The organism is Streptomyces sp. WAC 01529 (genome assembly GCF_003945545.1).
Lineage (GTDB): Bacteria > Actinomycetota > Actinomycetes > Streptomycetales > Streptomycetaceae > Streptomyces > Streptomyces anatolicus.
Genome location: NZ_CP029617.1, coordinates 2,528,134 through 2,553,491, shown reverse-complemented (window position 1 = coordinate 2,553,491; position 25,358 = coordinate 2,528,134). Strand labels below are relative to the sequence as shown.

Annotated in this window: 20 protein-coding genes; 10 read left to right on the top strand and 10 right to left on the bottom strand. The window is 72.2% G+C overall.

All coding sequences use genetic code 11. The features are described from left to right. Positions 1-14: 14 nt before the first annotated feature. The 3 genes from dusB to DMA15_RS11415 all read left to right on the top strand — a co-directional run bounded on the left by dusB (position 15) and on the right by DMA15_RS11415 (position 2,014). Entirely contained in the window at positions 15-1,148 is a 1,134-nt protein-coding gene (gene dusB / locus DMA15_RS11420; RefSeq protein ID WP_125512660.1) for a tRNA dihydrouridine synthase DusB, read from the top strand. Between the two features lie 146 nt (positions 1,149-1,294). Further along, positions 1,295-1,429, top strand: coding sequence for a hypothetical protein (locus tag DMA15_RS37965; protein WP_276314333.1), 135 nt, complete (start codon positions 1,295-1,297; stop codon positions 1,427-1,429). Between the two features lie 39 nt (positions 1,430-1,468). Beyond that, the gene (locus DMA15_RS11415; RefSeq protein WP_125512659.1) at positions 1,469-2,014 is read left to right on the top strand and encodes a hypothetical protein; all 546 of its coding nucleotides are present in this window, start codon (positions 1,469-1,471) and stop codon (positions 2,012-2,014) included. A gap of 134 nt (positions 2,015-2,148) precedes the next feature. Here the strand turns inward: DMA15_RS11415 and ppdK are convergent, their stop codons facing one another. After that, on the bottom strand, positions 2,149-4,842 hold the full coding sequence (gene ppdK, locus DMA15_RS11410) for a pyruvate, phosphate dikinase (protein WP_125512658.1): 2,694 nt from the start codon (positions 4,840-4,842) through the stop codon (positions 2,149-2,151). Between the two features lie 492 nt (positions 4,843-5,334). Next, complete coding sequence (locus tag DMA15_RS11405) at positions 5,335-6,690, bottom strand: ROK family protein (RefSeq protein ID WP_125512657.1); 1,356 nt, start codon at positions 6,688-6,690, stop codon at positions 5,335-5,337. A gap of 203 nt (positions 6,691-6,893) precedes the next feature. On the opposite strand from DMA15_RS11405, the gene DMA15_RS11400 reads away from it, so the two are divergent. The 3 genes from DMA15_RS11400 (at position 6,894) to DMA15_RS11390 (ending at position 12,867) form a co-directional block, all read left to right on the top strand. Next, positions 6,894-8,372, top strand: a complete 1,479-nt coding sequence (locus tag DMA15_RS11400) for a hypothetical protein (protein ID WP_240659752.1) — start codon at positions 6,894-6,896, stop codon at positions 8,370-8,372. Then, complete coding sequence (locus tag DMA15_RS11395; RefSeq protein WP_125512655.1) at positions 8,365-10,392, top strand: glycogen debranching N-terminal domain-containing protein; 2,028 nt, start codon at positions 8,365-8,367, stop codon at positions 10,390-10,392. The genes DMA15_RS11400 and DMA15_RS11395 overlap by 8 nt, the downstream gene beginning before the upstream one ends. 258 nt (positions 10,393-10,650) lie before the next feature. Next, entirely contained in the window at positions 10,651-12,867 is a 2,217-nt protein-coding gene (locus DMA15_RS11390) for a hypothetical protein (protein WP_125512654.1), read from the top strand. Positions 12,868-12,892: 25 nt separating this feature from the next. Here DMA15_RS11390 and DMA15_RS11385 read toward each other — a convergent pair whose 3' ends face one another. The 3 genes from DMA15_RS11385 to DMA15_RS11375 are packed head-to-tail and all read right to left on the bottom strand — an operon-like array spanning position 12,893 to position 15,899. Next, the gene (locus DMA15_RS11385; RefSeq protein ID WP_125512653.1) at positions 12,893-13,729 is read right to left on the bottom strand and encodes a carbohydrate ABC transporter permease; all 837 of its coding nucleotides are present in this window, start codon (positions 13,727-13,729) and stop codon (positions 12,893-12,895) included. Between the two features lie 5 nt (positions 13,730-13,734). Beyond that, the gene (locus DMA15_RS11380; RefSeq protein WP_125512652.1) at positions 13,735-14,646 is read right to left on the bottom strand and encodes a sugar ABC transporter permease; all 912 of its coding nucleotides are present in this window, start codon (positions 14,644-14,646) and stop codon (positions 13,735-13,737) included. Further along, a complete protein-coding gene (locus DMA15_RS11375) occupies positions 14,643-15,899 on the bottom strand; it encodes a sugar ABC transporter substrate-binding protein (protein WP_206302707.1) in 1,257 nt (418 codons plus the stop codon). The genes DMA15_RS11380 and DMA15_RS11375 overlap by 4 nt, the downstream gene beginning before the upstream one ends. Positions 15,900-16,108: 209 nt before the next feature. On the opposite strand from DMA15_RS11375, the gene DMA15_RS11370 reads away from it, so the two are divergent. Then, positions 16,109-16,684 carry a hypothetical protein gene (locus DMA15_RS11370; RefSeq protein WP_240659751.1) on the top strand — a complete coding sequence of 192 codons (576 nt, stop codon included), beginning with the start codon at positions 16,109-16,111 and terminating at the stop codon, positions 16,682-16,684. 46 nt (positions 16,685-16,730) lie between these two features. Here the strand turns inward: DMA15_RS11370 and DMA15_RS11365 are convergent, their stop codons facing one another. The 5 genes from DMA15_RS11365 to DMA15_RS11345 all read right to left on the bottom strand — a co-directional run bounded on the left by DMA15_RS11365 (position 16,731) and on the right by DMA15_RS11345 (position 22,440). After that, on the bottom strand, positions 16,731-17,504 hold the full coding sequence (locus DMA15_RS11365) for a glucose 1-dehydrogenase (RefSeq protein ID WP_125512651.1): 774 nt from the start codon (positions 17,502-17,504) through the stop codon (positions 16,731-16,733). Positions 17,505-17,577: 73 nt separating this feature from the next. Then, positions 17,578-18,162, bottom strand: coding sequence for a TetR/AcrR family transcriptional regulator (locus DMA15_RS11360; RefSeq protein WP_125512650.1), 585 nt, complete (start codon positions 18,160-18,162; stop codon positions 17,578-17,580). Positions 18,163-18,219: 57 nt separating this feature from the next. After that, a complete protein-coding gene (gene nirD / locus DMA15_RS11355) occupies positions 18,220-18,558 on the bottom strand; it encodes a nitrite reductase small subunit NirD (RefSeq protein ID WP_125512649.1) in 339 nt (112 codons plus the stop codon). Beyond that, positions 18,555-21,128 (bottom strand): nitrite reductase large subunit NirB, encoded by a 2,574-nt coding sequence (nirB, locus tag DMA15_RS11350; protein WP_125512648.1) that lies wholly within the window; start codon positions 21,126-21,128, stop codon positions 18,555-18,557. The genes nirD and nirB overlap by 4 nt, the downstream gene beginning before the upstream one ends. A 1-nt stretch (position 21,129) precedes the next feature. Continuing rightward, a complete protein-coding gene (locus DMA15_RS11345; protein WP_125512647.1) occupies positions 21,130-22,440 on the bottom strand; it encodes an FAD-dependent oxidoreductase in 1,311 nt (436 codons plus the stop codon). Positions 22,441-22,815: 375 nt separating this feature from the next. Here DMA15_RS11345 and DMA15_RS11340 point away from each other — a divergent pair, with 375 nt between their 5' ends. From DMA15_RS11340 to DMA15_RS11330, 3 genes are read left to right on the top strand one after another with little or no spacing between them, the layout of a single operon-like run. After that, positions 22,816-24,252 (top strand): ferredoxin reductase family protein, encoded by a 1,437-nt coding sequence (locus DMA15_RS11340; RefSeq protein WP_240659750.1) that lies wholly within the window; start codon positions 22,816-22,818, stop codon positions 24,250-24,252. A 43-nt stretch (positions 24,253-24,295) separates the two neighbouring features. Next, positions 24,296-24,538: a hypothetical protein gene (locus DMA15_RS11335; protein WP_125512646.1), complete on the top strand. Its 243-nt coding sequence runs from the start codon at positions 24,296-24,298 to the stop codon at positions 24,536-24,538. A gap of 31 nt (positions 24,539-24,569) precedes the next feature. Next, a complete protein-coding gene (locus tag DMA15_RS11330) occupies positions 24,570-25,352 on the top strand; it encodes a TSUP family transporter (protein ID WP_125512645.1) in 783 nt (260 codons plus the stop codon). Positions 25,353-25,358 lie beyond the last annotated feature (6 nt).

The window sequence follows — 25,358 nt, the reverse complement described above, 5'->3', positions numbered from 1 at the left end:
CCCGGAGAGCCCCGATGCCGTCCCAGCCCCTCTCGATCGGCCCGCACACCGTTTCGCCGCCCGTCGTGCTCGCCCCCATGGCGGGCATCACGAACGCGCCGTTCAGGACGCTGTGCCGGGAGTTCTCCGGCGGCAAGGGCCTCTTCGTGAGCGAGATGATCACGACGCGCGCCCTGGTGGAGCGCAACGAGAAGACGATGCAGCTGATCCACTTCGACGCGACGGAGAAGCCGCGCTCGATCCAGCTGTACGGCGTCGACCCGGCGACCGTCGGCAAGGCCGTCCGCATGATCGCGGAGGAGGACCTGGCCGACCACATCGACCTGAACTTCGGCTGCCCCGTCCCCAAGGTGACCCGCAAGGGCGGCGGCTCCGCGCTCCCGTACAAGCGCCACCTGCTGCGCGCGATCCTGAAGGAAGCGGTCGCCGGCGCGGGTGACCTCCCCGTGACGATGAAGATGCGCAAGGGCATCGACGACGACCACATCACCTTCCTCGACGCGGGCCGCATCGCGGTCGAGGAAGGCGTCACGGCCATCGCGCTGCACGGCCGCACGGCCGCCCAGCACTACGGCGGCACCGCCGACTGGGACGCCATCGCCCGCCTCAAGGAGCACGTCCCCGAGATCCCGGTGCTCGGCAACGGCGACATCTGGTCGGCCGCCGACGCGCTCCGCATGATGGACGAGACGGGCTGTGACGGCGTCGTCGTCGGCCGCGGCTGCCTCGGCCGCCCCTGGCTCTTCGGCGACCTGGTCGCCGCCTTCGAGGGCACGGGCGCGCCGAAGGCCCCGAGCCTGCGCGAGGTCTCCGGGGTCATGCTCCGCCACGCGACGCTGCTCGGCGAGTGGATCGGCGACGAGGCGCGCGGCGTCATCGACTTCCGCAAGCACGTGGCCTGGTACCTGAAGGGCTTCGCGGTCGGCTCGGAGATGCGCAAGCGCCTGGCGGTCACCTCGTCGCTGGCCGAACTGGAGGACGGGCTCGGCGAGTTGGACCTCGACCAGCCGTGGCCGGTGGGCGCCGACGGCCCTCGCGGCCGGACGTCGGGCAACAACCGCGTGGTCCTGCCCGACGGCTGGCTGAAGGACCCCTACGACTGCGCGGGCGTGAGCGAGGACGCGGAGCTGGACACCTCCGGCGGCTGAGGCCCGCGCTCGACCCCACGCCCCCGCCCCCGGGTGCCACGCTCCATCTGCTCCTGCACCGCTACCTGCGCGAGGCGGCCAAGGCCCGCAAGGCCCTCCCGCATCCCGCACTCGAACGCAGGCTGGCGGCGCTCGCGATCCTGAAGGTGACGGGCACGGCCCCGGACGGCTACAGCCTCGATCCCCTGGCCCCGCACGCCCCCAGGCACCCGGACGACATGGTCCGCGACATGGTGGAATCCTCCAGTCACGCGCTGGCGACGATGCCGGAGATCGTGTGACGCGGGGCCGCACGGCGCCCTGCGGGAAGGGGGGAAGCGATGACCTTGCGTTCCGATGTGGCCGGGCTGCTGGCGGAGGCCGGCGTCCTCGACGTGGACGTCGACGAGGCCGTCGCGGACGAGCACGTCAGATCGTCCGCGTACCAACGCGTCGTCTCGGTGACCGCCGACTCCCGGAGCCGCGACCGGGACCGCGCGATCGTGGCCACGATCCTGCGCGAGCCCAACGAGCTGGCGTCCAAGTCGGCGGTGGTCGCCCTCGTGGACAGGATCGCGATGAAGATGACCGGTCCTGCCGAGTTCCGGCAGTGGTCGGCCGGACTGCTGCCGGAGACCGACCGGCTCAAGGCGGAGGGGAACCGCGAGTTCATCCGCCGCCGCGTTCGCGACTGGCTGCTCTACCTGTCCATCGAGAACGGCCACGTGCCGACACCGGCCGAGTTGGCGGAGGCCACGAACTGGATGCAGCGCCTCCTCGCCGAGAGGTCGACATCGCCGGAGGTACTCGCCCTGCTCGCCGAGTCGGCCCACACCAGGAAGACCCGGAACATCGCGAGGAACAGAGCCGGAAACCGCCCCCGCTGACCACGCCCGAAGGGGCGGCACCCCCGCACAGGGTGCCGCCCCTTCATCGTGGGCCGGAGCCGTCGCCGCATCGGTACTGAGGGTCGGGGACACGGCGACGGCCCCGGGGTTCGGGTGGATCTATTCGGATGGATCTAGCGGTGGTCGCTGCCCGCCGAGTGGGAGGCCGCGCGGCCCGCTTCCAGACGGGCCACCGGGATGCGGAACGGGGAGCAGGAGACGTAGTCCAGGCCCACCTCGTGGAAGAAGTGCACGGACTCCGGGTCGCCGCCGTGCTCGCCGCAGACGCCGAGCTTCAGGTCGGGGCGGGTCTCGCGGCCCGCCTTGACCGCGTCCTTCACCAGCTTGCCGACGCCGTCCTTGTCGATCGTCTCGAACGGCGAGACCCCGAAGATGCCCTTCTCCAGGTATGCGGTGAAGAACGAGGCCTCCACGTCGTCCCGCGAGAAGCCCCAGACGGTCTGGGTGAGGTCGTTCGTGCCGAAGGAGAAGAACTCGGCCGCCTCCGCGATCTGGTCGGCCGTCAGCGCGGCGCGCGGCAGCTCGATCATCGTGCCGAGCGCGAGCTTCAGGTCGACGCCGGTGGACTCGATGACCTCCGCGATGACCTGCTCGGCCTCCTCGCGGACGATCTCCAGCTCCTGGACCGTGCCGACGAGCGGGATCATGATCTCCGCACGCGGGTCGCCCTTGGCGTTCTTCCGCTCGGCCGCCGCCTCCGCGATGGCGCGCACCTGCATGGTGAACAGGCCCGGGATGACGAGGCCGAGGCGTACACCGCGCAGACCCAGCATCGGGTTCTGCTCGTGCAGGCGGTGGACCGCCTGGAGCAGACGCAGGTCGTTCTCGTTGGAGTCCTTGCGGGACTCGGCGAGCGCCACCCGGACGGACAGCTCCGTGATGTCCGGCAGGAACTCGTGCAGCGGCGGGTCCAGGAGGCGGACGGTGACCGGCAGGCCGTCCATCGCCTCGAACAGCTCCACGAAGTCCCGCTTCTGGAGCGGGAGCAGCTCCTTCAGGGCGTCCTCGCGCTCCTCGTCCGCGTCGGCGAGGATCAGCCGCTCGACCATCTCGCGGCGCTCACCGAGGAACATGTGCTCGGTGCGGCACAGGCCGATGCCCTGCGCGCCGAAGCGGCGGGCGCGCAGCGCGTCCTCGGCGTTGTCCGCGTTGGCCCGCACCCGCAGGCGCCGCACGCGGTCCGCGTACGCCATGATCCGGTGCACGGCGGCGACCAGCTCGTCGGCGTCGTCGGCGCCCGCGTGCATGCGGCCCTCGAAGTACTCGACGACGGGGGAGGGCACGACGGGCACCTCACCGAGGTAGACCTTGCCGGTCGAACCGTCGATGGAGACGACGTCGCCCTCCTCGACGACGATGCCGCCCGGCGCGGTGAGGCGGCGCCGCTTGGTGTCGACCTCCAGCTCCTCGGCGCCGCAGACACAGGTCTTGCCCATGCCGCGCGCCACGACCGCCGCGTGGGAGGTCTTGCCGCCGCGCGAGGTCAGGATGCCCTCGGCGGCGATCATGCCGTCGAGGTCGTCGGGGTTGGTCTCGCGGCGGATCAGGATGACCTTCTCGCCCGAGCGCGACCACTTGATGGCGGTGTACGAGTCGAAGACGGCCTTGCCGACCGCGGCGCCCGGTGACGCGGCGATGCCGCGGCCGAGCTGCTGCACCTTGGAGTCCGCGTCGAAGCGCGGGAACATCAGCTGGGCGAGCTGGGCGCCGTTGACGCGCTGGAGCGCCTCGGCCTCGTCGATCAGGCCCTGGTCGACGAGTTGCGTCGCGATGCGGAACGCGGCACCGGCGGTGCGCTTGCCGACGCGGGTCTGGAGCATCCACAGCTGGCCGCGCTCGATGGTGAACTCGATGTCGCAGAGGTCCTTGTAGTGCGTCTCAAGGGTCTCCATGATCTGCATGAGCTGGTCGTACGACTTCTTGTCGATCTGCTCCAGATCGGCGAGCGGCACGGTGTTGCGGATGCCCGCGACGACGTCCTCGCCCTGCGCGTTCTGGAGGTAGTCGCCGTAGACGCCCTGGTGGCCGCTGGCCGGGTCGCGGGTGAACGCGACGCCCGTGCCGGAGTCGGGGCCGAGGTTGCCGAAGACCATCGAGCAGATGTTGACGGCCGTGCCGAGGTCGTGCGGGATGCGCTCCTGGCGGCGGTAGAGCTTGGCGCGGTCGGTGTTCCACGACTCGAAGACCGACCGGATCGCGAGGTCCATCTGCTCGCGCGGGTCCTGCGGGAAGTCCCGCCCGGCCTCCGTCTTGACGATCTTCTTGAACTTGGTGACCAGCTTCTTCAGGTCGGCCGCTTCGAGGTCGGTGTCGATCGTGACCTTCTTGGCCTCCTTGGCCTTCTCCAGCGCCTCCTCGAAGAGGTCGCCGTCGACGCCGAGGACGGTCTTGCCGAACATCTGGATGAGCCGGCGGTAGGAGTCCCACGCGAAGCGGTCGTCGCCGGACTGCTTGGCGAGGCCGGTCACCGACTTGTCGGAGAGCCCGATGTTCAGGACCGTGTCCATCATGCCGGGCATGGAGAACTTGGCGCCCGAGCGGACGGAGACGAGCAGCGGGTCGTCGGCCTGGCCGAGCTTCTTGCCCATCTTCTGCTCAAGGGCGTCGAGGTGCGCGCTGACCTCGTCGCGCAGCTCGGTGGGCTCCTCGCCGCTGTCGAGGTACGTCTTGCACGCCTCGGTGGTGATGGTGAAGCCCGGCGGAACGGGCAGCCCGAGGTTGGTCATCTCGGCGAGGTTCGCACCCTTGCCGCCGAGAAGGTCCTTGAGGTCCCTGTTGCCCTCGGTGAAGTCGTAAACGAACTTCACCGCTTCGGTCGCCTCGGTCGTCTCACTCGTGTGAGCTACGTGGAGATCTTTGTTTTCCGACACGGGTCTCGACTCCTCGAGGACTCGGTGGCTGCCCTGACGGCGAGGAACATACCCAGATCGAAGGCGCCTGGGTACGTCCACTTGTGCGTCATGCGGCCGTAACCACCCGTCCGCCGCTAGATCGAAAGTGACTTGGCGGTAGGGAGGGTGGAGAGGGGCGTGTTCAAGAGTTGAACGGGCTACCCCCGTAGAACCTGCTAAACGCTCAAACGAGCGGTACGATCTCAGATGTGAGTTCACTTCATGAATGATCGAGCATTGGCACTGAGTGCCACCCCTTGGAGAAGTGCAGCCGCCCTTTACACACTCTTGGGGTGCTCATCTGAGCGCAAGGGCTATCAGGGGTGGCGAGAATCACGCCGTTTGGCGGGCCCGGATGTCAGCATCCGGACGGTGCCGTTCACTGCGGGAGACAGCGCGCGGGCGGCGTCACACGCCGAGCGCGGCGAGCCGCTCTTCTGCCCGTTCCGGGGCGTACAGGTGCTCCACCACCAGTGTTCCGGCGCCGATCAGCGCGGCGCGGTCGCCGAGGCGTGAGGTGACGACGTCCAGGTGGGCGGTGGAACGGGGCAGGGCCCGCTGGTACAGGAGTTCGCGTACGCCGGTGAGGAAGGCGGTTCCGGCCAGATCTCCCGCGATCATGAGAACGCCGGGGTTCAGGAGCGTCACGACGGTCGCGAGCACCTCGCCGACGTGCCGCCCCGCCTCGCGCGCGAACCCCAGCGCGGTGGGGTTCCCGGCGTCAAGGAGTGCGCGCACATCCGATCCGGAGGCGGCGGGGAAACCGGCCTCCGTCAGTCTGCGGGCGAGTGCGCGGCCGCTGGCGAGGGCGGCGAGGCAGCCGTAGGAGCCGCACTTGCAGAGTGCGTCCGCTCCCTCGGGGACCCGGATGTGGCCGATGTCGCCCGCGCCGCCGTCGATGCCGCGGTAGACCGCGCCGTCCACCACGACGCCCGCGCCGATCCCGGTAGAGACCTTGACCAGGGCGAAGGCGGAGCAGTCGGGGTAGTGGGTGCGCTGCTCGCCGTACGCCATGAGGTTGGCGTCGTTGTCCACGAGGACGGGGAGGTCGGGGAGGGTGGGGGTGCCGGTGCGCTGGGTGGTGTCGGGGGGTGGGCCCGCGGCGGCGTGGGCGGTGAATGCTCTGCGCAGGCGGGTCCGTATGTCGTAGCCGTCCCAGCCCGGCATGATCGGTGGCTGGATCACGCGGCCCGTCGCGGTGTCCACCGGGCCCGGCACGGCGAGGCCGATGCCGCAGACCGATGCTGCGGGCCGGCCGCTCTCGCGCAGCAGTTCGCCGAAGTGGGCGCCCAGGGCGTCGAGGACCGTCTCGGGCCCCTCCTCGACCGCGAGGGGGGCCGACCGCTCCGCGACGATCTCGCCCCCGAGGGTGAGCAGGGCGATACGGGCGTGCCGGGTCTCCAGCGCGGCGGCGAGCACGACCGCGTGCGTCTCGTCGAACTCCAACCGGATCGCGGGCCGCCCCCCGAGCGGCGACTCCACCGGCCCGCCGGGCCCCTCCCGCACCCACCCGGCCCGGAACAGCCGCCCGAGCCGCTGCCCCACGGTGGCCCGCGACAACCCGGTGACCTCCTGGAGAGCCCCACGCGTCGTGGCGCGCCCCCTGCGTACGAGGTCCAGCAGCTCCCCGGCACCGGGCTGGCCGGAGGCGGGACGGGGGCCAGGGAGCGGGGCGGCGAGCGCTCCCCGCCCGTCCCGCCCGGCCCGTCCGTACTGTCCGGCCCTCCCCTCCACGGCGCCCTCGCCGATGGTGCGGCCTCCCATGTGCCCCTCCCGCCCGAACATGCCTTCGCCGAGGCTCACCGTACGGGCGGCCCGGCCCCGAGGGCTTCCCCGGGGGGACCCGCCCGCACCCCTTGTGCTCGTCAACTCAGCGTTACATATTGAGTTTTGCGTGTGAAGTAGACGTAACCCTAGGGTGACCCCCACCGAACTGACGGGACGTCGACAGCCTTCGGGAGATCCGCGTGGACCGCAGCACGACGACCACCCAGCCACCCGCCCCCCACGCCGCCCCCGGTGCCGCCCGCTCGGCCGCGCCCCCGGCGGAGAAGCTGCGGGCGCGCGCGGCCGAGGTGCTGTGGGCCAACTGGACGGGCACCTCGACCGTGCCCTCGCGGGCGCTCTACCCGCACCAGTGGTCCTGGGACTCCGCGTTCATCGCGATCGGGCTGCGCCATCTCTCCCCGCTGCGCGCCCAGTTGGAGCTGGAGACGCTGCTGTCCGCCCAGTGGGGCGACGGCCGCGTACCGCACATCGTGTTCAACGACGCCGTCCCGCTCGACGCCTACTTCCCCGGCCCCGACTTCTGGCGCTCGGCGACGGCGGGCCGCCGCGCCGGGGCCCCCGCCCCCGTACAGACCTCCGGAATCGTGCAGCCGCCGGTGCACGCGCTCGCCGTCTGGCTCGTGCACCGCGCCGACCCCGGCCTCTCCCGGGCCCGCTCCTTCCTCGCCCGCCTCCGGCCCCGCCTCGCCGCCTGGCACCGCTATCTCCTGGGTGCCAGGGACGCGGGCGGCGCTGGGCTCGCCGCCGTACAGCACCCGTGGGAGCAGGGCATGGACAACAGCCCTTGCTGGGACGGCCCGTTGAGTCGCGTCGAGCCCGCCGCGCCGGGCGACTTCCGCCGCGCGGACCTCGACCACGGGGTGCCCGAGCACCGGCCCACCGACACGGACTACGGGCGGTATGTGCGGCTCGCTGCCGAGTACCGCGACCGGGGGTACGTCGACGGCGCGGGCCCCGGCGCGTCCACGGACGAGGGCCCCGCGTTCTCCGTCGAGGACCCCGCCTTCAACGCCCTCCTGATCACCTCGGAGTACGCACTCGCCCTGATCGAGGCCGAGTTGGACGGGCCAGGCGGGCTGCACGGGTCGGAGGGGAGCGCGGCGCGGGTGCGGTGCGCGCGGGCCCGCAGCCTGACGGAGACCCTGGTCGCCCGCCTGTGGGACCCGGACCGGGAGATCTTCCTCTGCCGCGACCTGCGCACCGACGCGCTCCTCACCGAGCGCGGCGTCACCGGCCTGATCCCCCTCGTGCTCCCCGCGCTGCCGCCTCGCGTCGCCGCCGCCCTGGTGCGCACCGCGTGCGGCCCGCACTTCGGCCTCGGCGGCGCCACACGGCTCGTGCCCAGCTACGACCTGACCGGCCCCGCCTTCGACCTCCGCCGCTACTGGCGCGGACCGGCGTGGTTCAACACCAACTGGCTTGTGGAGAGAGGGCTTCGGCTGCACGGGGAGCGCGCGCGGGCCGACGCGCTGCGCGAGGCCGTTCTCGATGCGGCGGGCGCGTCCGGCTTCGCGGAGTACGTGGACCCGTACACGGGCGAGGGCTGCGGCGCGCGCGGCTTCGGCTGGACGGCGGCGCTCACGCTGGACCTGCTGCACGCCGGGCGGGACGGAACGGGTGGGGGAGACCTCCGAACGGAGAGGTGTGGACATGAGTGACCGGTACCGGCTACTGGTGCGGGGGCGGACGTTCGCGGCCGTCGGCGCGGGCGGCGACATCAGCGGGGTCGGCGGCGTGCGCGGCGGCGGCGCGGGCCCGGACGGCCTGTTCGTACGGGACGCACGGCACCTGAGCCGCTGGCAGCTGACCGTCGACGGGGCCGTGCCCGAGGTCCTCGCGCCGGTGGACACCTCGGCGGCCGGTGCTGGCGCGGCGCGCTGCGTGCTCGTGCCGCGCGGCGGCCGCCAGGAGCCGCCCGCCTGCACGGTCCTGCGGGAACAGGCCGTGGTCGAGGGCGCGTTCGTCGAATCCCTGCGGGTCGTGAGCAACCGCCCGGTGCCGACGCGGGTCCACATCGCACTGACCGTGGACGCCGACTTCACCGACCAGTTCGAACTGCGCGCCGACCACCGTACGTACGCCAAGCCGGGCGCCGTCAGGTCCCGGCGGCCGATCGACGGCGACGGCAGCGGCAGCGGCAGCGTCAGCGGCAGCGGTGCCGGTGACGGCGATGGCGGCGGCGGTCCGAGGGGCGTCGCGTTCGGATACCGGCGCGGCGACTGGAGCGCCCGCACGACGGTGACCGCCGACCCGCGCCCCGACGCCGTGGAGGAGACCGGCGGTGGCGCGCGTCGCCTCGTATGGACGCTGGAGCTGGCCCCGCACGGCTCGGCCGAGGTGGCACTGAGTGCCGCCGCCTATCCGCACGGGGCGGCCGGACCGGACGTGCCCGAGTCGCCCGCCGAGGCGGAACGCCAACTGGCCGCGCTCCAGGACGCCTTCGTCTCCGGCGTCACCCTGCCCACCCGATGGCCCGCGCTCGCCGACGCCTGCGCGCGCGGCCTCGCGGACCTCGCGGTGCTCCAGGTACCGGCGAAGGGGCCGGACGGCGAGGAGCTGAGCGTGCCCGGCGCCGGAGTGCCGTGGTTCCTCACGATGCTTGGCCGCGACGCCCTGCTGACCTCGCTCTTCGCCCTCCCGTACGTGCCGCGCCTGGCCGCCGCGACGCTGCCCGCGCTCGCCGCGACGCAGGCTTCCGAGACCGTCGTCGGCGCGGTCGCCCAGCCCGGGAAGATCGTCCACGAGGTGCGGCAGGGCGAACTCGCGCACTTCGGGCAGGTGCCGTTCGGGCGCTACTACGGCTCGGTCGACGCGACCCCGCTCTTCCTCGTGCTGCTCGGCGCGTACACGGAACAGACCGGGGACCGCGCGCTCGCCCGCCGCCTGGAGCCCGCCGCGCGCGCCGCCGTCGGCTGGATGCTCGACCACGGCGGGCTGACCTCGCGCGGCTACCTCGTCTACCGCGCCGACGAGGGCGGCCTCGCCAACCAGAACTGGAAGGACTCGCCCGGCGCGATCTGCTCCGCCGACGGCACCAGGGCGAGCGGGCCGGTCATGGCGGCGGGCGCGCAGGGTTACGCGTACGACGCGCTGTGCCGTACCGCCTGGCTGGCGCGGACCGTCTGGGGCGACACGGTCTACGCGGAGCTGCTCGCGCAGGCGGCGGGCGATCTCCGGAACCGCTTCCAGCGGGACTTCTGGATGCCGAAGCAGGGCTTTCCCGCGCTCGCCCTGGACGGCGAGGGACGCCAGGTCGACGCGCTCGCCTCGGACGCGGGGCATCTGCTCTGGTCCGGGCTGCTCGACAAGGAGTGCGGGGAGGCGGTGGGCCGCCGCCTGCTGGAGCCCGACTTCTTCTCGGGGTGGGGCGTGCGGACGGTCGCGGCCGGGCAGCCCGCGTTCCATCCGCTGTCGTACCACCGGGGCTCGGTGTGGCCGCACGACAACGCCCTGATCGCGCTGGGCCTCGCGCGCTACGGCCTCCACGACGAGGCCCGCACGGTCGCCCGCGCCCTCGTCTCCGCCGCCACCACGGCGGACGGCCGCCTCCCGGAGGTCCTCGCGGGCTACGACAAGGGGGCGTATCCGGTGCCGGTGCCGTATCCGCACGCGTGCGTCCTGGAATCGCGGTCGGCGGCGGCGCCCTTGGCGTTGCTGACGGCGGTGGGCGGGGCGTGAGCAATTACCGGCCGACGCGGAAGTAGTCAATAGCGTAAGTCAGTTCGGGAATTCCGGAACCATCACCCAGTGAGTCGCGGCACCTTCACGTCACTTCACGTCGAAGGCGCCGCGGCTCTTCTTCATTTTTTCCATCCGCTCGAAGTGATTTGCTAATCGCATCAGCACTAGAAATGACGAGTTGCCCCTGCGAGCGTGTTGCCTTCGTCCAGGTCTCCGATCAAGGAGGCCGAGAAAGCACAGCAGGGGAGACGCGGTATGGGGCAGCTCACCGCCGGGAGTCCGTTTCCGGCACCGGTGTCGCGGGAGCGGCAAGAGGCCTGGATCGAGGCCGTGCTGGCCACCGACGGGGTCAACCTCCCTCGTGGGGCGCTGGAGAACGTGGCCCCCTTCATCGTCGACCCCGAGGACACCTTGAGCGAGGCGGACGCCAACGGCGTACGCAGACTGAAGGGGAGCGCGGTCCGCCGTCTGCGCACGGACGCCGGGGACATGGTCGTCGCCCTCGTCCGCATGCACGGCGTCGGCGGCGTGCAGTGGGGGCACAACGAACGGATCAGTTCGATCTGGCGTTCCATGGCCGACCCGACGGTGGGGCAGGGCACGGAACGGACGCTCGCTCCGGTGCGGCCGTGGAAGGGGGTCGTCGGTGACGGCAGCGAGACCTATCTCGCCGCCCTGGAGAGCGTGGTGCCCAACCGGCACGCCCTGATGATGAACGCCGAGGACGCGGCGAACGCCCTGACGCGCGTGGACCGGGTCCGCCCCTATGACCTGGAGGAGGATCTGGTCCTCAACGGGCAGCAGGAGCCCGGAATGTACGTGCCCCAGCAAGTGCGTCTGGAGGAGGAACCGGAGAAGGATTCCGACGGGAATCCCCGCCATCCGTCCGCCTATTGGGGATGGATGGCCGTCCGGGGAAACAATCGAACACAAAAGCGTCAGTCGATTTTCCGATTGAGTTCCGGTGAGGTGCTTGCCGGTGTCCCCGCGGAGAAGCTGGGCAGGGACGGCGACGAAGTCGTCCACGACCCCCATGTCTGGCTCACGGAATTCTCCGCCCTGCTCAACAAGGAGTACGCGGAGGCGGCGGACGACCTCGACCCCACGAACGGGTCGCGGGCCCGCCGGGCGGCGGCCATCGCCACCGTGGACGCCCATCTGGTGATCGGCACACCGACCCCGCAGCGCCTCTACCGCATCGTGCAGATGAACAACCGGCGCGACCATGTGCACCCGCCGCTGGAGTTCGACCCCATCAACCGTTCGCGCGCGCTCGGCCGCAGCGTGCTCGGCATGTACGTGGCCCGGGGTGTGATGGACGAGAAGACGGCGGAGGTGCTCTCCGGGCTCGCGCCGATCCGCGAACTGGCCGACGCCTCACCGGAGATGGCCGTCTCCGAGCTGCGCGACCTGCGCTCCATGAAGCTGCTCGTGGAGCTGTTCCCCGTGGACGCGCACAGGCGGCACCTGCTGCGGCGCGCGCTCAGCGAGAACCAGCCGTCCCTGCTCAGCAAGGCGGAGATCGACCAGCGGGCCAGGACCTGGTCGGCCCTCACCTCCGAGAGCTACCCGCAGCCCTGGAACCCGCGCGTCGGACAGGTCTTCGGCACCAAGGTCCGGGAGGGCATCGTCCTCTCCGGCCGCGGCCTGCCCGACCTGCTCGCGGCCGCCGACACCGACGACTCCGCCTTCGAGGAACTGGTGTCCTACCGGGCGGCGCACTGGCTCGCGTCCTTCGGCATCATCGAGGCCGACCGGGGCTCGCTGGACGGCCAGGAGATGATCGGCGACACGGGAGAGCGCATGCGCCGCTCCCGGCGCGGCGTGACCAACTCGCTCCAGGCCCTGCGGTACGAGAAGAGCCGGATGATGGCGGTGGGGCTGCTCAGGGAGCTGGTCGCCGCGATGGACGACGGCGACCGCACGCCGTGGCAGGTCAGCGTCTCGGGGAAGGCGATGCCGGGCCGGGTGATGACCGCGTTCTGGTTCGACAGGGAGTTCCCGAAGGAGAACGGGAAGCGCCGCCGCAAGACCGCGGCGACAGCGGGCTCGGCCCCCACGAGCCCAGGCCCCGCTCCGGCCCCGGGCCCCACCCTGGCCCCCACGACACCGGCCGCCCCGCCCACAACCGCCACCCCGCAGCCGCCGCCCGGCGAGCAGTCGGGCGAGCAGTCGGGCGAGCGGTCGGCCGAGGCCGGAGGGTGGGCGGACGCCGAGGACGCGGCCCCCGCCGAGGAGGCAACCGTCGACGCTCTGGTCACCCGTGTCGAGGACCGCATCCGCCGGCTGCACGAGGCGTCCGCCGAAGCCGGCGACCTCCTGGAGAAGCTGAAGCAGCAGGCCCGCGCCGCCTCCATCGGCCGGCCCATCGGACGCAGGCAGGCCGACACGACGGTCCGCCTCCTCAACCAGACCGTCTCCAGGCTCCGCCAACTCCCGGAACTCATGGAGGACATGACGGAACCCGTCTGAGACCGGCCGCCCGCGCCACGCCCCCTCAGTCGTCGATCCCCGACCTCTCCACCCCCGCCACGATCCACCGCTGGAAGAACAGGAACACCACCAGCAGCGGCACGATCGACACCGCCGCCGCGACGAACAGTTCGTGCAGGCGGATGACCTGCGAGGTCGTGAACGTCGCCAGCGCCACCTGGACCGTCCACGCGTCGCGGTCCTGGCCGATCACCAGCGGCCACAGGAAGGAGTTCCACGCGCCGATGAACACGATCGTGCCGACGGCGGCGAACACCGGCCGGGAGTTCGGGACGACCACGCGCCAGTACGTACGCCAGTAACCGAGCCCGTCGACCCGCGCCGCGTCCTCCAGCTCCCTCGGGAAGCCGAGGAAGTACTGCCGGAAGATGAAGCACGCGAAGGCCGAGAAGAGCGTGGGGATGATCAGGCCGCGCAGCGTCGAGACCCAGCCGAGGGAGGAGACCAGGACGAAACTTGGTACGAAGGTGACGGCCGCCGGGACCATCATCGTGCCGAGGATCGCGTAGAAGACCTGGTCGGCCCAGCGGTAGGGGATGCGCGCGAGGCCGTACCCGGCGAGCGAGGCGAGGACGAGGGTGCCGAGGGTCGTCGCGACCGCGATCAGCGTCGAGTTGAGCAGGGCGCGCGCCATCGGCACCGTCGGGTCCTCGAAGAGTTCCGGCAGGTTCGACCAGTGCAGGGTGGAGGGGAAGAACGTCCAGTCGGGAGAGGTGATGTCCCGCTCCGACGCCAGGCCGTTGCGGACCAGGAGGTAGAAGGGGATCAGGAACAGCAGGGCCAGCGCGATCAGCAGGACCACCCGCAGCGCGCGGCCCGCCCGGACAAGGGCGTCGTCCATCGTGCTCAGTCCTCCTTTCGGCCCAGGCCGAACCACCGCGCCTGGCCCACCGTCACCACCGCGATGATCAGTGCGAGGATCACCGCGCCCGCGCTGCCGAGCCCGAGGTTCTGCCCCTGGCCGAGCGCCGTGTAGTAGAGGTAGACGAGCGGCGGACGGGCGTAGGGCGGGTAGCCGCGGGAGTCGGAGAGCAGGTTGTAGAACTCGTCGAAGGCCTGGAAGGCGTTGATCACCAGGAGCAGCGTCACCGCGACCGAGGTCGCGCGCAGCTGCGGGAGCGTGATGTGGCGGAGGACCTGCCAGCCGGGTCGCGCCCCGTCCACCGCCGCCGCCTCGTAGAGGGTGGGCGAGATCCGCTGGAGGCCCGCCAGGAACAGGATCATGTAGAAGCCCGCCTGGAGCCAGAGCCGCACGGTGACGATGACCAGCCAGTACCAGGGCGGCTCCGTGGTCGAGAGCCAGGCGACCTGCTCGGCGCCGAACCAGCCGAGGACGGTGTTGGCGAGCCCGAACCGCACCCCGTTGAAGATCGACAGCTTCCAGATCAGCGCCGCCACGACGTAGCTGCACGCGGCGGGGAGGAAGAAGACCGACCGGAAGAACGCCTGCGCGCGGCGCATGCGGTTCACCATCAGCGCGAGCGCGAGCGACAGGACGAAGGTGGTGGGCACGATGAACGCCGAGAAGACCGCGAAGGTGACGAGACTGTCGGTGAACGCGTCGTTCCGCAGCATCGACGTGTAGTTGTCGAGGCCGACGAAGTCCGTGGGCGAGACGGTGTTGTGGGCGTCGAAGAAGCTGAGGTAGACGCTCCAGGCCAGCGGTACGTACGTGAAGAGGACGAGGCCGAGCGCGAAGGGGCCGACGAACACCCAGAACCACAGCGTGCGGTTCTGGGTGCCGAGCAGCCGGCTCACGGCTTCTTCTTGGTGCGGGCAAGCTCCGCCCGCACCGTGCGCACGACGGACTTCAGCTCGCTGTCCGGATCGGCGCCCGACTTGATGACGCGGCTCAGCGCGTCCTGGTAGGCGGTGCGGCTCGCGGGGGTCCACAGCAGCGGCTCGGCGTAGCCGTACTCGGTGGAGTAGCGCACGGCGTCCGCGGCCGGGCCCTCCTTGAGCTTGTCGGCCTTCTTCACGAGGGAGAGCCTGGCCGGGATGTGGAAGCCGTAGGAGAGCGCGAAGTCCTCCTGGTACTCGGTCTTGTCGATCCACAGCCACTTCAGGAACTCCTTCGCCTCCTTCTTGTGGTCGCTGCGGGCGCTCACCGCGGCGCCGTACGACCCCACGGGCAGCGCGGGCCTGCCGTCCGGACCGTCGGCGGGCAGCGCGAGGACCCCGAAGTCGTCACCCAGCTCCTTCTTGACCGCGGGCAGCGCCCACAGGCCGCACCACTGCATGGCGGTCAGTTCCTGTACGAACGCCGAGGGGTCCGCCCAGTCGGCGGGCGCGCCGAGCAGCAGCGACTTGTCGGCGTACAGCTGGCGCAGCTTGCCCAGGGTGCGGGCCGCGGCCGGATCGTCGAAGCCGACCTCGCCGTCCGCCGTGACGGAGGAGAGGCCCGCCGCGTACAGCGGGGTGATGCCGAGCGCGCCCGCCCCGCCGTCGTTGCCGAGGAAGAGGCCCTTCACGTTCTTCGTCGTCAGCGCCTTCGCCGCGTCGACCAGCTCGTCCAGGCTCTTCGGCGGCCGCACACCGGCGTCGTCGAGCAGGATCTTGCGGTAGTAGAGCAGGTGCATGTCGACGACCTGGGGGATCGCCCAGATCTTCCCGTCGTACGTCTTCGGGGCGAGGACCGCCGGGTTGAAGTCGTCCCGTACGCCCTCGAAGAGATCGGTGAGGTCGACGACCTGGCCGCCCTGGATCTGGTCCAGGGTGGGGCCGTTGACCTCGAAGACGTCGGGCCCGGAGTCGGTGAGCAGGGCCGCGGCGGTCTGCTCGTCGTAGTTGCCGGGCCGCCACTGCACGGCGACGTCCGCCTTGTCGTACGCGGCGGCGTACCGTTTCACGGCCTGCTCGGTGCCCGCCTCGCCGTACTGGTGGTACCACTGCGCGAGCCGCGGGCCCTTGCTGCCCGAACCCCCGCCGCCCCGCCCGGTGTTGGAGCCGCACGCCGTGAGCAGTCCGAGCCCGGCGCCGGTCGCGAGCAGTGTCCTGCGGCTGATGGTCATCCCGGTCGTCCCCCTGCGTGAGGTCGGAGTTCCTGTACGTGTCGGGCCCAACGATCAACCATGCGCGGTGATTACGACAGTGGTGTTGCGGCCGAGTGTCGCCCCCCTCCCGGGGAGGCGTCAGCGTCCCGTCAAGGTGGGCCGCCCGGGTGTATGCGGCGCGTCAATGCCGGGGCCAGTCGTCGCACAGCCGTCCTAACGTGCCGCACATGGGACACCACAGGACGACACGGGCCGCCGCCCGGCGCGGCGCGGCGCGGGGCGAGAGCGTTTACGTGGGCACGGCGGAGACCGTGTCCGACCGGAACTGGGCGTCGGACGTGCGGGCCGCGGTCCTCTGCGCGCTCGGCCTCTTCGTGCTCATCGTCCTCATCGACCTGGCCAACGGCACCCTCGCCCTGCCCCGGCTCGCCCTGTGGGCGGGACTCTCCGCGCTGCTGTACGTGGTGCTGCACCCCGCGCGGGTGACGGCGGGCCCCGGCTGGCTCGCCGTCCAGGGCCTCGGGCGTCGCCGGCATGTCTGCACCGGGTTGCTGACCGCCGTACGGCACAACGAGGGCGTCGCCGCGCGCCTCGTCCTGTGCGACTCCCTCGGCAACCGCGTCGAACTGGACCCGCAGATCCTCGTCGCCAACCCGCTGCTGCTGCACCGCCTGGACCGCGGGGCCCGCGCCGCACGCGATGCGGGCCTGCTCAGCAGCGGGTGCGCCGAACTGCGCAGGCTCACGGCACGGATCGACGGGGCGGCGGCGCGGGGCGTCTTCGAGGCGTCGGACCTGCGGTAGCCGCGGTAGCCGCGGTAGCCGCGGTAGGCGCGGTAGGCGGGGCCGCTCAGGCCGCCGCGCCACCGTCGATGACGAGGTCCGCGCCGACCACGGAGCCGGATTCGTCCGACGCCAGGTACAGCACGGCCGCGGCGACCTCCTCGGTCGTCGAGACCCGGCCGAGCGGCGACTGCTCCTTCATGCGCGCCGCGCGGTCCGCCTCGCTCTCGCCGGGCTTGAGCGACATGGAGGTGTCGGAGGCGCCAGGGCTCACGGTGTTGATGCGGACCCCGTCCCGGATGTGCTCGGCGGCGGCCGCGCGGCTCAGCGCGGAGACGGCCGCCTTGGTCGCGCCGTACGCGGCCGTGCCGGGGACGGAGGTGTGGGCGCCCAGGTTCGAGCCGATGTTGACGATCGCGCCGCCCGCGGGCTGGGTGCGCATCTGCTTGACCTCCGCCTGGAGGGCGAGCAGGACGCCGGTGACGTTGATGTCGAGCATCGTGCGCCAGTCCTCCTCGGGCAGCTCGGCGACCGGCTGTCCGGCGCGCAGGACGCCCGCGTTGTTGACGGCGACGTCCAGGGAGCCGAAGCGGGCGACCGCCGTCGCGACCAGGGCGGCGAGGTCGGCCGAGCGGGAGACGTCGGCGGTGACGGCGAGGGCCGTACCGCCCGCCGCCTCGATGAGGGACACGGTCTCCTTCAGCGGGGCCTCGGTGCGTCCGGCCACCACGACGTTGGCTCCCTCGGCGGCGAACGCGAGGGCGGCGGCGCGGCCGAGACCGGAGCCGCCGCCGGTGACGAGGGCGGTACGGCCGGTGAAGCGGGCACGGGTGACAGTCATGACGGAACTCTTTTCTTGACCGATCGGTCCAGTATTTGGGCAGCGGAAATGAACCAGGGTGGAAGGGTGTCAGTCAGTCCAGGAGGGTCAGCGCCTGCTCGACCGCGTCCCGCACCCGCGCCGGATCCGTGGACGCCTTGCCGACGACGCGCAGGCCCTGCATCAGGACGAGCAGCATGCGCGCGAGCGTCAGCGGATCGCGGTCCTCGGGCAGTTCGCCCTGGGCCTGGGCGCGCACGAGCGCGGAGTGCAGCAGGGTCTCGACCTGCTCCCAGCTGCGCTCGACGCCGCGGGCGGCCGCCTCGTCGTGGGGGGCCAGCTCGGCCGCCGTATTGGTGACGAAGCACCCGGTCAGGCGGCGCTCATGGGCCGTGGCCTCGGCGCCGAAGCGCCGCACCGCCGCGCGGACGGCGGGCAGCGCCGGTCCGGGCTGTGCCAACTCGGCGAGCAGCAGGGGCTTCTGCTGCTCGCCGTACCGCTCCAGGGCCTTCAGGTACAGCTCGTGCTTGTTGCCGAAGGTCGCGTAGATGCTGGCGCGCCCGATGCCGAGCGTCTCGACGAGGTCCGCCATCGACGTCGCCTCGTAGCCACGCCGCCAGAACAGCTCCAGGGCTGACTGCAAGGCGGCGTCCGGGTCGAATTCCTTGGTCCTGGCCACGAGGGGGACGCTATGTCTTTCTGGAACGACCGGTCAAGGTATTTCTGGAACGATCGGTCAAGCAATGCGCACGGAATGCACCGCCACCGTCACCTCGTCGTCGTCCAGGCACCGCCCCGTCTCCAGGTCGAACCGCTGCTTGAGGAGCGGCGAGGCGACGAACGGCCGGCCGTCCTGCGAGCCCAGCAGGCCGCGGGAGAGCACCGCGGCGCCCGTGAACGGATCGCGGTTGTCGATCGCGTACGCGCGGCCCTCGCGGTCGAGGAAGAGCGCGGCCTGGCTGCCGTCGGGCAGCAGGGCCGCGAGGCCACGGCCCGGGGTCAGCCTGGCGCGGTCGCAGACCTCGAACCAGTCGTTCGCCAGGCGCAGTTGGACACGTGTGGGGGCGGTGCTCATCGGGAGGCTCCTTCCAGGGGCCGGGGGCTGAGGGAGAGCAGGGGCAGGTCCGGCTTGATCTGGTCGCGCTCCGGGACGAAGCCGACCGTCGGGTCCGGCACGCCCGGCGCGTTCACGAAGGACACGAAGCGGGCGAGGCGGTCGGGGTCGTCGAGGGTCTCGGCCCACTCGTCGCGGTAGTGCGTGACGTGGTCGGCCATCAGCGCCTCCAGCTCGGCGCAGATGCCCAGCGAGTCGTGGACGACCACGTCGCGCACGTGGTCGAGGCCGCCGTCGATCCGCTCCAGCCAGGCGGCGGTGCGCTCCAGGCGGTCGGCGGTGCGGATGTAGAACATCAGGAACCGGTCGATGAGACGGATCAGCCCGGCGTCGTCCAGGTCCTGCGCGAGCAGGTCGGCGTGGCGCGGGGTGGCGCCGCCGTTGCCGCCCACGTACAGGTTCCAGCCGCTCGCCGTGGCGATCACGCCGAAGTCCTTCGACTGGGCCTCGGCGCACTCGCGGGCGCAGCCGGAGACCGCCGACTTCAGCTTGTGCGGGGCGCGCAGGCCGCGGTAGCGCAGCTCCAGGTCGATGGCCATGCGCACGGAGTCCTGCACGCCGTAGCGGCACCAGGTCTGGCCGACGCAGGACTTCACCGTGCGCAGCGCCTTGCCGTACGCGTGCCCCGACTCGAAGCCCGCCTCCACCAACCGCTGCCAGATCCGGGGCAGTTGGTCGACCCGCGCTCCGAAGAGGTCGATGCGCTGGCCGCCGGTGATCTTCGTATAGAGGCCGAAGTCCCGTGCCACCTCGCCGATGACGATGAGCTTCTCGGGGGTGATCTCGCCGCCGGGGATGCGGGGGACCACCGAGTACGAGCCGTTCCTCTGGAGGTTGGCGAGGAAGTGGTCGTTGGTGTCCTGGAGCGCCGCCTGCTCGCCGTCGAGGACATACCCCTCGGCGCCGATAGTCGGGGCGAGCGAGGCGATGATCGAACCGACGGTCGGCTTGCACACCTCGCAGCCCTCGCCGCCGCGCGCCGCCTCACGGCCGTGCCCGTCGAGAAGCGCGCGGAACGACGTGACCCGCAGGGCGCGCACGATCTCGTACAGCTCCTGGCGGGTCTGGGCGAAGCAGCCGCACAGCCCCTTGCCGCCGGAGTGCGGAAGCAGCTGCCCGATTACCTTCACGCAACTGCCACAGCCCGTACCGGCCTTGGTGCACTTCTTCACCTCGGGCAGCGTGGCGCAGGCCTGGATGGCGTCCTTGGTGACGTTGTGGCAGCTGCAGATCACCGCCGATCCCGGCAGCGACTCCGGGCCGAGCGCGACGGGCGCGCCCGCGCCCGCGGGGAGCACCAACTGCTCGGCGGGCACCGGCGGCACGGTCCCGGTGAGCGGGCGCAGCAGGCCGTACGCGTCCGCGTCGCCGACGAGGACGCCGCCGAGCAGCTCGCCGCCCGCGCCCATCACCAGCTTCTTGTACGTGCCCGAGCGCGAGTCGGAGTAGACGACGTTCAGGCAGCCCTCAGCCGTGCCGTGCGCGTCACCGAAGGACGCCACGTCGACGCCGAGGAGCTTCAGCTTGGTCGACAGGTCGGCGCCGGTGAAGCTCGCCTCCCGGTCGGCGGCGATGGCGGCGGCCGCCGTCTGCGCCATCTCGTAACCGGGCGCGACCAGGCCGTATACGCGGCCGTCCACGGCCTGCGCGCACTCGCCGATCGCGTACACGTCCGGGTCGCTGGTGCGGCACTGCGCGTCGACGGTGATGCCGCCGCGCTCGCCGACCGCCAGACCGTGCTCGCGGGCGAGCTGGTCGCGCGGGCGGACACCGGCGGAGAACACCACCAGGTCCGTGGCGAGTTCACTGCCGTCGGACAGCTTCATACCGCTGACCGAACCGTCCTCGCCCGTCACGATCTCCTGCGTGCCGGTGCCCGTGTGCACGGTCAGACCCATGCCGGTGATGGTCCGGAGCAGGGCCGCGCCGCCGCCCTCGTCGACCTGCACGGGCATCAGGCGCGGCGCGAACTCCACGACGTGCGTGGCGAGCCCGAGCCCGCGCAGCGCGCCCGCCGCCTCCAGGCCGAGGAGGCCGCCGCCGACCACGGCGCCGGTCGTGGCGTGCTTCTTCGCGTACTCCTCGATGGCCAGCAGGTCCTCGATGGTGCGGTACACGAAGCAGCCCGTCGCGTCCTTGCCCGGCACGGGCGGCACGAAGGGGTAGGAGCCGGTGGCGAGCACGAGCGTGTCGTACGGGAAGACCCGCCCGGAGCGGGCCGTGACCGTCCGCGCCTCGCGGTCGAAGCTCTCGGCGGGCTCGTCGACGTACAGCTCGATGCCGTGCGCGTCGAGGAAGTCCCGGTCGGTGAGGGAGAGTTCGTCGGGCGTGCGGCCCGAGAAGTACGAGGTCAACTGCACCCGGTCGTAGGCGGGGCGCGGCTCCTCGCAGAGCACCACGATCCGGTGGCTCGCCGCGAGTCCGCGCTCGACGGCGGCCTCCAGGAAGCGCTGGCCGACCATGCCGTGGCCGACGAGCACGAGGGTGGGGCGGGGCGGGGTCTGTGCGGGGTTCGGCTGGGGGGTCGGCATGTCAGCGGCCTCCGGTCGGGGTCTGCCCTGCTCGAGCGAGGTCGAGAGCTTGGGGATGGGTGAGCAGGTGGAGCAGGGGGCTGTCGTCGTCGGGCAGCGGGTCGTCGGCCTCCCAGGCGCGGGCCAGCGCGCCCACCGAGGCGAGGTCGCCGAGCAGGACGCCGCCGACCAGGCGGTCGCCGCGGACGACGACCTTGCGGTAGGTGCCGCGGGTGGCGTCGGCGAGCTGGATGACGTCGTCGTCGGGGCGCGGCTCGGGGTCGCCGAACGCGGCGAGGTCCAGCGGGCCGGGGCCCGCGAGGGTGAGGCGGGTGAGCATGCGGCTGCCGGTGTAGGGGGCGGGGCTTCTGCCTGCGCCGGTGCCTCCGTCTGTGCTTCCGCTGCTGTTCTTGTCGGTGCTCTTGTCGGTCAGGGCGGCGGCGAGCGCGTCGGCCTGTTCGAGCGCCGGGGTCGCCAGGCCGTAGACGCGGCCCGCGTGCTCCGCGCAGTCGCCGATCGCCCTGATGTGCGGGTCGGACGTGCGCAGCAGGTCGTCGACGACGATGCCCTTGCGTACGTCGAGTCCGGCGGCCAGCGCGAGTCCCGTGCGGGGGCGTACCCCGCAGGCGAGGACGGTCAGCTCGGTCTCCAGTTCGTAGCCGTCGGCCAGCTCCACGTGGCGTACGGCGCCGTCCGTGACGCCGACACCGCGCACCCGGCACTCCGTGTGCACCTCCACGCCGAGGCCCGTCAGGTGCGCCCGCACCAGCTCCGAGGAGGCCGGGTCGAGCTGGCGCTCCATGAGCCGCTCGGCCTGCTGCGTCAGGACGACCTGCGCGCCCCGCTGGGCCAGGGCGCGGGCCGCCGATACGCCGAGGAGGCCGCCGCCGATGACGACGACACGGGTGCCGGGGGCCACGGCCTTGTCCAGGGCCAGGCAGTCGTCCATCGTCCGGAAGGCGTGCACGCCCCGGGGGAGTTCGCGGGCGCCGGGGGCGAAGAGGCCGCGCAGGGGCGGCAGGACGGGGTTGGAGCCGGTCGCGAGGATCAGGGTGCCGTACGGGACGACGGTGCCGTCCTCGCAGTGCACCAGGCGGTCCGCGCGGTCGACGCGGACGGCGCGGGTGCGGAGGGTGGTGCCGGCCTTGGGGGTGGGCAGGGTGATCACGTCCGCGCCGTAGCGGCCCGCGAGGACCTCGGCGAGGAGGACGCGGTTGTAGGGGGCGTGGTCCTCTTCGCCGATGAGTACGGTGTCGATGGCCTCTGCGGCCAGGCGCTGTGTTACGTGGGCGCCGGCCAGGCCCGCGCCGATCACCACTGCCGTGGATGTCATGTTCCGCAGCCTGCGGGGTGGGTGTTTCCCTGTCGGGGCCGGGTTGTTTCTCTGGGGGAACGGTGCGCTCAGCTTCCGCTGGGGGGTGCTGTGAGGGTTTTCCGCCTGCTTCGCGGCGGGCGCTCTCCCACCCACCCACCCGTTCACCCCGCGCCGAGTCCTTGCCGTAGGGGTGGGGTGTTTGCCCGGCGCCGAGTCCTTCCCGTAGGGGTGGGGTGTTTGCCCCGCGCCGAGTTCTTGCCGTGGGGGGGGCGGGTGGGTGGGAGGAGTCGTTTGCTTAACGCCTCTTGAGGGGGTCCTCAAGGGCGCCTTAAGGATTGGCGGTACCGCGCTGACCAGCCCTTTTCCGGTGGCGCCCGCGCCTAGTGTGCCGCCGTGACCACACAGGCAGCCGACCCCCGACCCGACACTCACCCCGCACTGTCCGCGTACCTGCGCCAGACGAACCCGGTACCCGAGGCGCGGATCCCGCCGAGGCCCAGGAAGCCCCCGAGGGCGTACGCGACGCCACGCGTCTCACCCCCCGCCCTCCGCTCCGCGATCCTCGCCGGGGCGCTCGCCGTGGGCGGGATGTGGGGTGCGCAGGTGCGGGCGGACCTCAGGGTCGCCGGTGTTTTCGCCGGTGGGGCGCACCTCACGGGGCTGCTCGCCGGGTACGGGGTGCTTGTCATGCTGGTGCTGATGGCCCGCGTACCGGCCATCGAGCACGGCGTCGGCGCCGACCGGCTCGCCCGGCTGCACGCCCTCGGCGGGCGGTACGTGCTCAGCCTCTGCGCCGCCCACGCCCTGCTCGCCCTCTGCGGATACGCCGCGCACACCGGCACCGGCCTCCCGCGCGCCGCCCTCGACCTCCTCGGCTACCCCGGCCTCGCCGCCGCCACCGTCGGCACCGCGCTGCTCGCCGCCGTCGGCGTCACCTCCGCCCGCGCCGTGCGCCGCCGCCTCGCCCACGAGACCTGGCGCGCCGCCCACCTGCTCACCTACCTCGGCGCCGCCCTCGCCTTCGCCCACCAGCTCGCCGGACCGGACATCGCGGGCAGCCTCCTCACCGGCTGGCTGTGGGCCCTCGCGCACGCCACCGTCGCCGTCCTGCTCCTCTGGTACCGCCTCGTCGTCCCCGTACGGCAAGCCCTGCGGCACAGCCTGCGCGTCATCGAGGTCCGCGACGAAGGACCCGGCGTCGTCTCCGTCGTCGTGCAGGGCATCGGGCTCGACCAACTGCGCGCCGAACCGGGCCAGTTCTTCCGCTGGCGGTTCCTCGGGCGCAGGCTCTGGCGCACCGCGCTGCCCTTCTCCCTCTCCGCGCCGGTACGCGACGACACCATGCGCATCACCGTCAAGGCGGCCGGCGACCACACCCGGCGGATGCGGCGCCTGCGGCCCGGCACGCGCGTCCTGGCCACCGGGCCGTTCGGCGCGCTCACCGCCCACCGGCGCACCCGGCGCAAGGTGCTGCTCCTCGCGGGCGGCGTCGGCATCACCCCGATGCGGGCCCTCTTCGAGACGCTGCCCGGCGGCCCCGGCGACCTCACCCTCCTCTACCGCGCCACCAGCGCCGCACACCTGGTCCTGAGGGAGGAGCTGGAGGCGATCGCCGCCCGCAGGGGAGCCGGGCTGCACTATCTGCTCGGCGCGTCCGGCGCCGCCTTCGACCCCCTCTCCCCACAGGCCCTGCGCGACCTCGTCCCCGACCTCGCCGAGCACGACGTCTATCTGTGCGGCCCGCCCGGCATGTCCGCCGCCGCCACCGCCGCCCTCCTGCGCGCGGGCGTCCCCGCGCAGCGCATCCACGCCGAGGACTTCGCCTTCTGAACGCCCGAGGTGAAGGCCCCGGCCGACTGAGCACCCCGACCCAATGAACGCCCTTCGCGTCGACCCCCCATTCGAGCTGGAGAACGCCGGTCCCATGGGACGCCACCGCAGACCCCCCGCCCCCGCCCAGGGCCCCACCCGCCGGGCCCGCCACACGCTCGCCGCGGGCCTCGCCGGAGCGAGCGCGCTCTTCGCCACCGCCCTGACCCTCACCGTCGACCCCGCCGCGCCCCCGGCCCCCGACCGCGCCCCGGCCACCGTCCCCGAGCCACGGGCCGCCCGCTGACCGGCATCCTGAACGGCATAGGGTCGCGATCATGCCTGACATATCCCTGACCACAGTCGTCGTCCTGTGTCTCGCCGCCCTCGCGGCCGGCTGGATCGACGCCGTGGTCGGCGGCGGGGGACTGCTGCTGCTCCCCGCCCTGCTGCTCGGCCTGCCCGGCGGCACCCCGGCCGCGCACGCCCTCGGCACCAACAAGGCCGTGGCGATCGTCGGGACCACGGGCGCGGCGGTGACGTACGCCAGGAAGACCCCCGTCGACGTGCCCACCGCCGTCCGCATCGGCCTCGCCGCGCTCGCCGGGTCGATGGGCGGCGCCTTCTTCGCGGCCGGGATGAGCACCGACGTACTGAAGCCCGTGATCATGGTGGTGCTCGTCGCCGTCGGCGCCTTCGTGATCCTGCGCCCCGCCTTCGGCACCGCGCCCTCCGCCGCACCCGCGTCGCCGAAGCGGATCCTCGCCGCGATCGGCCTCGCGGGTCTCGGCATCGGTTTCTACGACGGCCTCATCGGGCCCGGCACGGGCACCTTCCTCGTGCTCGCCCTGACCGCCGTGCTCCACCTCGACCTGGTCGCCGCGTCGGCCACCGCCAAGATCGTCAACTGCTGCACCAACGCGGGCGCCCTCGCGATGTTCGCCTGGCAGGGCGCGGTGCTGTGGCAACTGGCCGCGCTGATGGCCGCCTTCAACCTCGCGGGCGGCATGTTCGGCGCGCACACGGCGCTGAAGAAGGGGAGCGGGTTCGTCCGGGTCGTGCTCCTGGTCACCGTCTTCGGACTCGTCGCCAAGATGGCGTACGAGCAGTGGGTGGCCTGAGCGAGG

Excerpts from the sequence above, each read along its gene's own strand:
- dusB (WP_125512660.1), top strand. The coding sequence starts at position 15 with ATGCCGTCCCAGCCCCTCTCGATCGGCCCGCACACCGTTTCGCCGCCC.
- DMA15_RS11415 (WP_125512659.1), top strand. The coding sequence starts at position 1,469 with ATGACCTTGCGTTCCGATGTGGCCGGGCTGCTGGCGGAGGCCGGCGTC.
- DMA15_RS11405 (WP_125512657.1), bottom strand. The coding sequence starts at position 6,690 with ATGGGAGGCCGCACCATCGGCGAGGGCGCCGTGGAGGGGAGGGCCGGA.
- DMA15_RS11395 (WP_125512655.1), top strand. The coding sequence starts at position 8,365 with ATGAGTGACCGGTACCGGCTACTGGTGCGGGGGCGGACGTTCGCGGCC.
- DMA15_RS11390 (WP_125512654.1), top strand. The coding sequence starts at position 10,651 with ATGGGGCAGCTCACCGCCGGGAGTCCGTTTCCGGCACCGGTGTCGCGG.
- DMA15_RS11385 (WP_125512653.1), bottom strand. The coding sequence starts at position 13,729 with ATGGACGACGCCCTTGTCCGGGCGGGCCGCGCGCTGCGGGTGGTCCTG.
- DMA15_RS11375 (WP_206302707.1), bottom strand. The coding sequence starts at position 15,899 with ATGACCATCAGCCGCAGGACACTGCTCGCGACCGGCGCCGGGCTCGGA.
- DMA15_RS11370 (WP_240659751.1), top strand. The coding sequence starts at position 16,109 with ATGGGACACCACAGGACGACACGGGCCGCCGCCCGGCGCGGCGCGGCG.
- DMA15_RS11365 (WP_125512651.1), bottom strand. The coding sequence starts at position 17,504 with ATGACTGTCACCCGTGCCCGCTTCACCGGCCGTACCGCCCTCGTCACC.
- nirD (WP_125512649.1), bottom strand. The coding sequence starts at position 18,558 with ATGAGCACCGCCCCCACACGTGTCCAACTGCGCCTGGCGAACGACTGG.
- nirB (WP_125512648.1), bottom strand. The coding sequence starts at position 21,128 with ATGCCGACCCCCCAGCCGAACCCCGCACAGACCCCGCCCCGCCCCACC.
- DMA15_RS11345 (WP_125512647.1), bottom strand. The coding sequence starts at position 22,440 with ATGACATCCACGGCAGTGGTGATCGGCGCGGGCCTGGCCGGCGCCCAC.
- DMA15_RS11335 (WP_125512646.1), top strand. The coding sequence starts at position 24,296 with ATGAACGCCCTTCGCGTCGACCCCCCATTCGAGCTGGAGAACGCCGGT.
- DMA15_RS11330 (WP_125512645.1), top strand. The coding sequence starts at position 24,570 with ATGCCTGACATATCCCTGACCACAGTCGTCGTCCTGTGTCTCGCCGCC.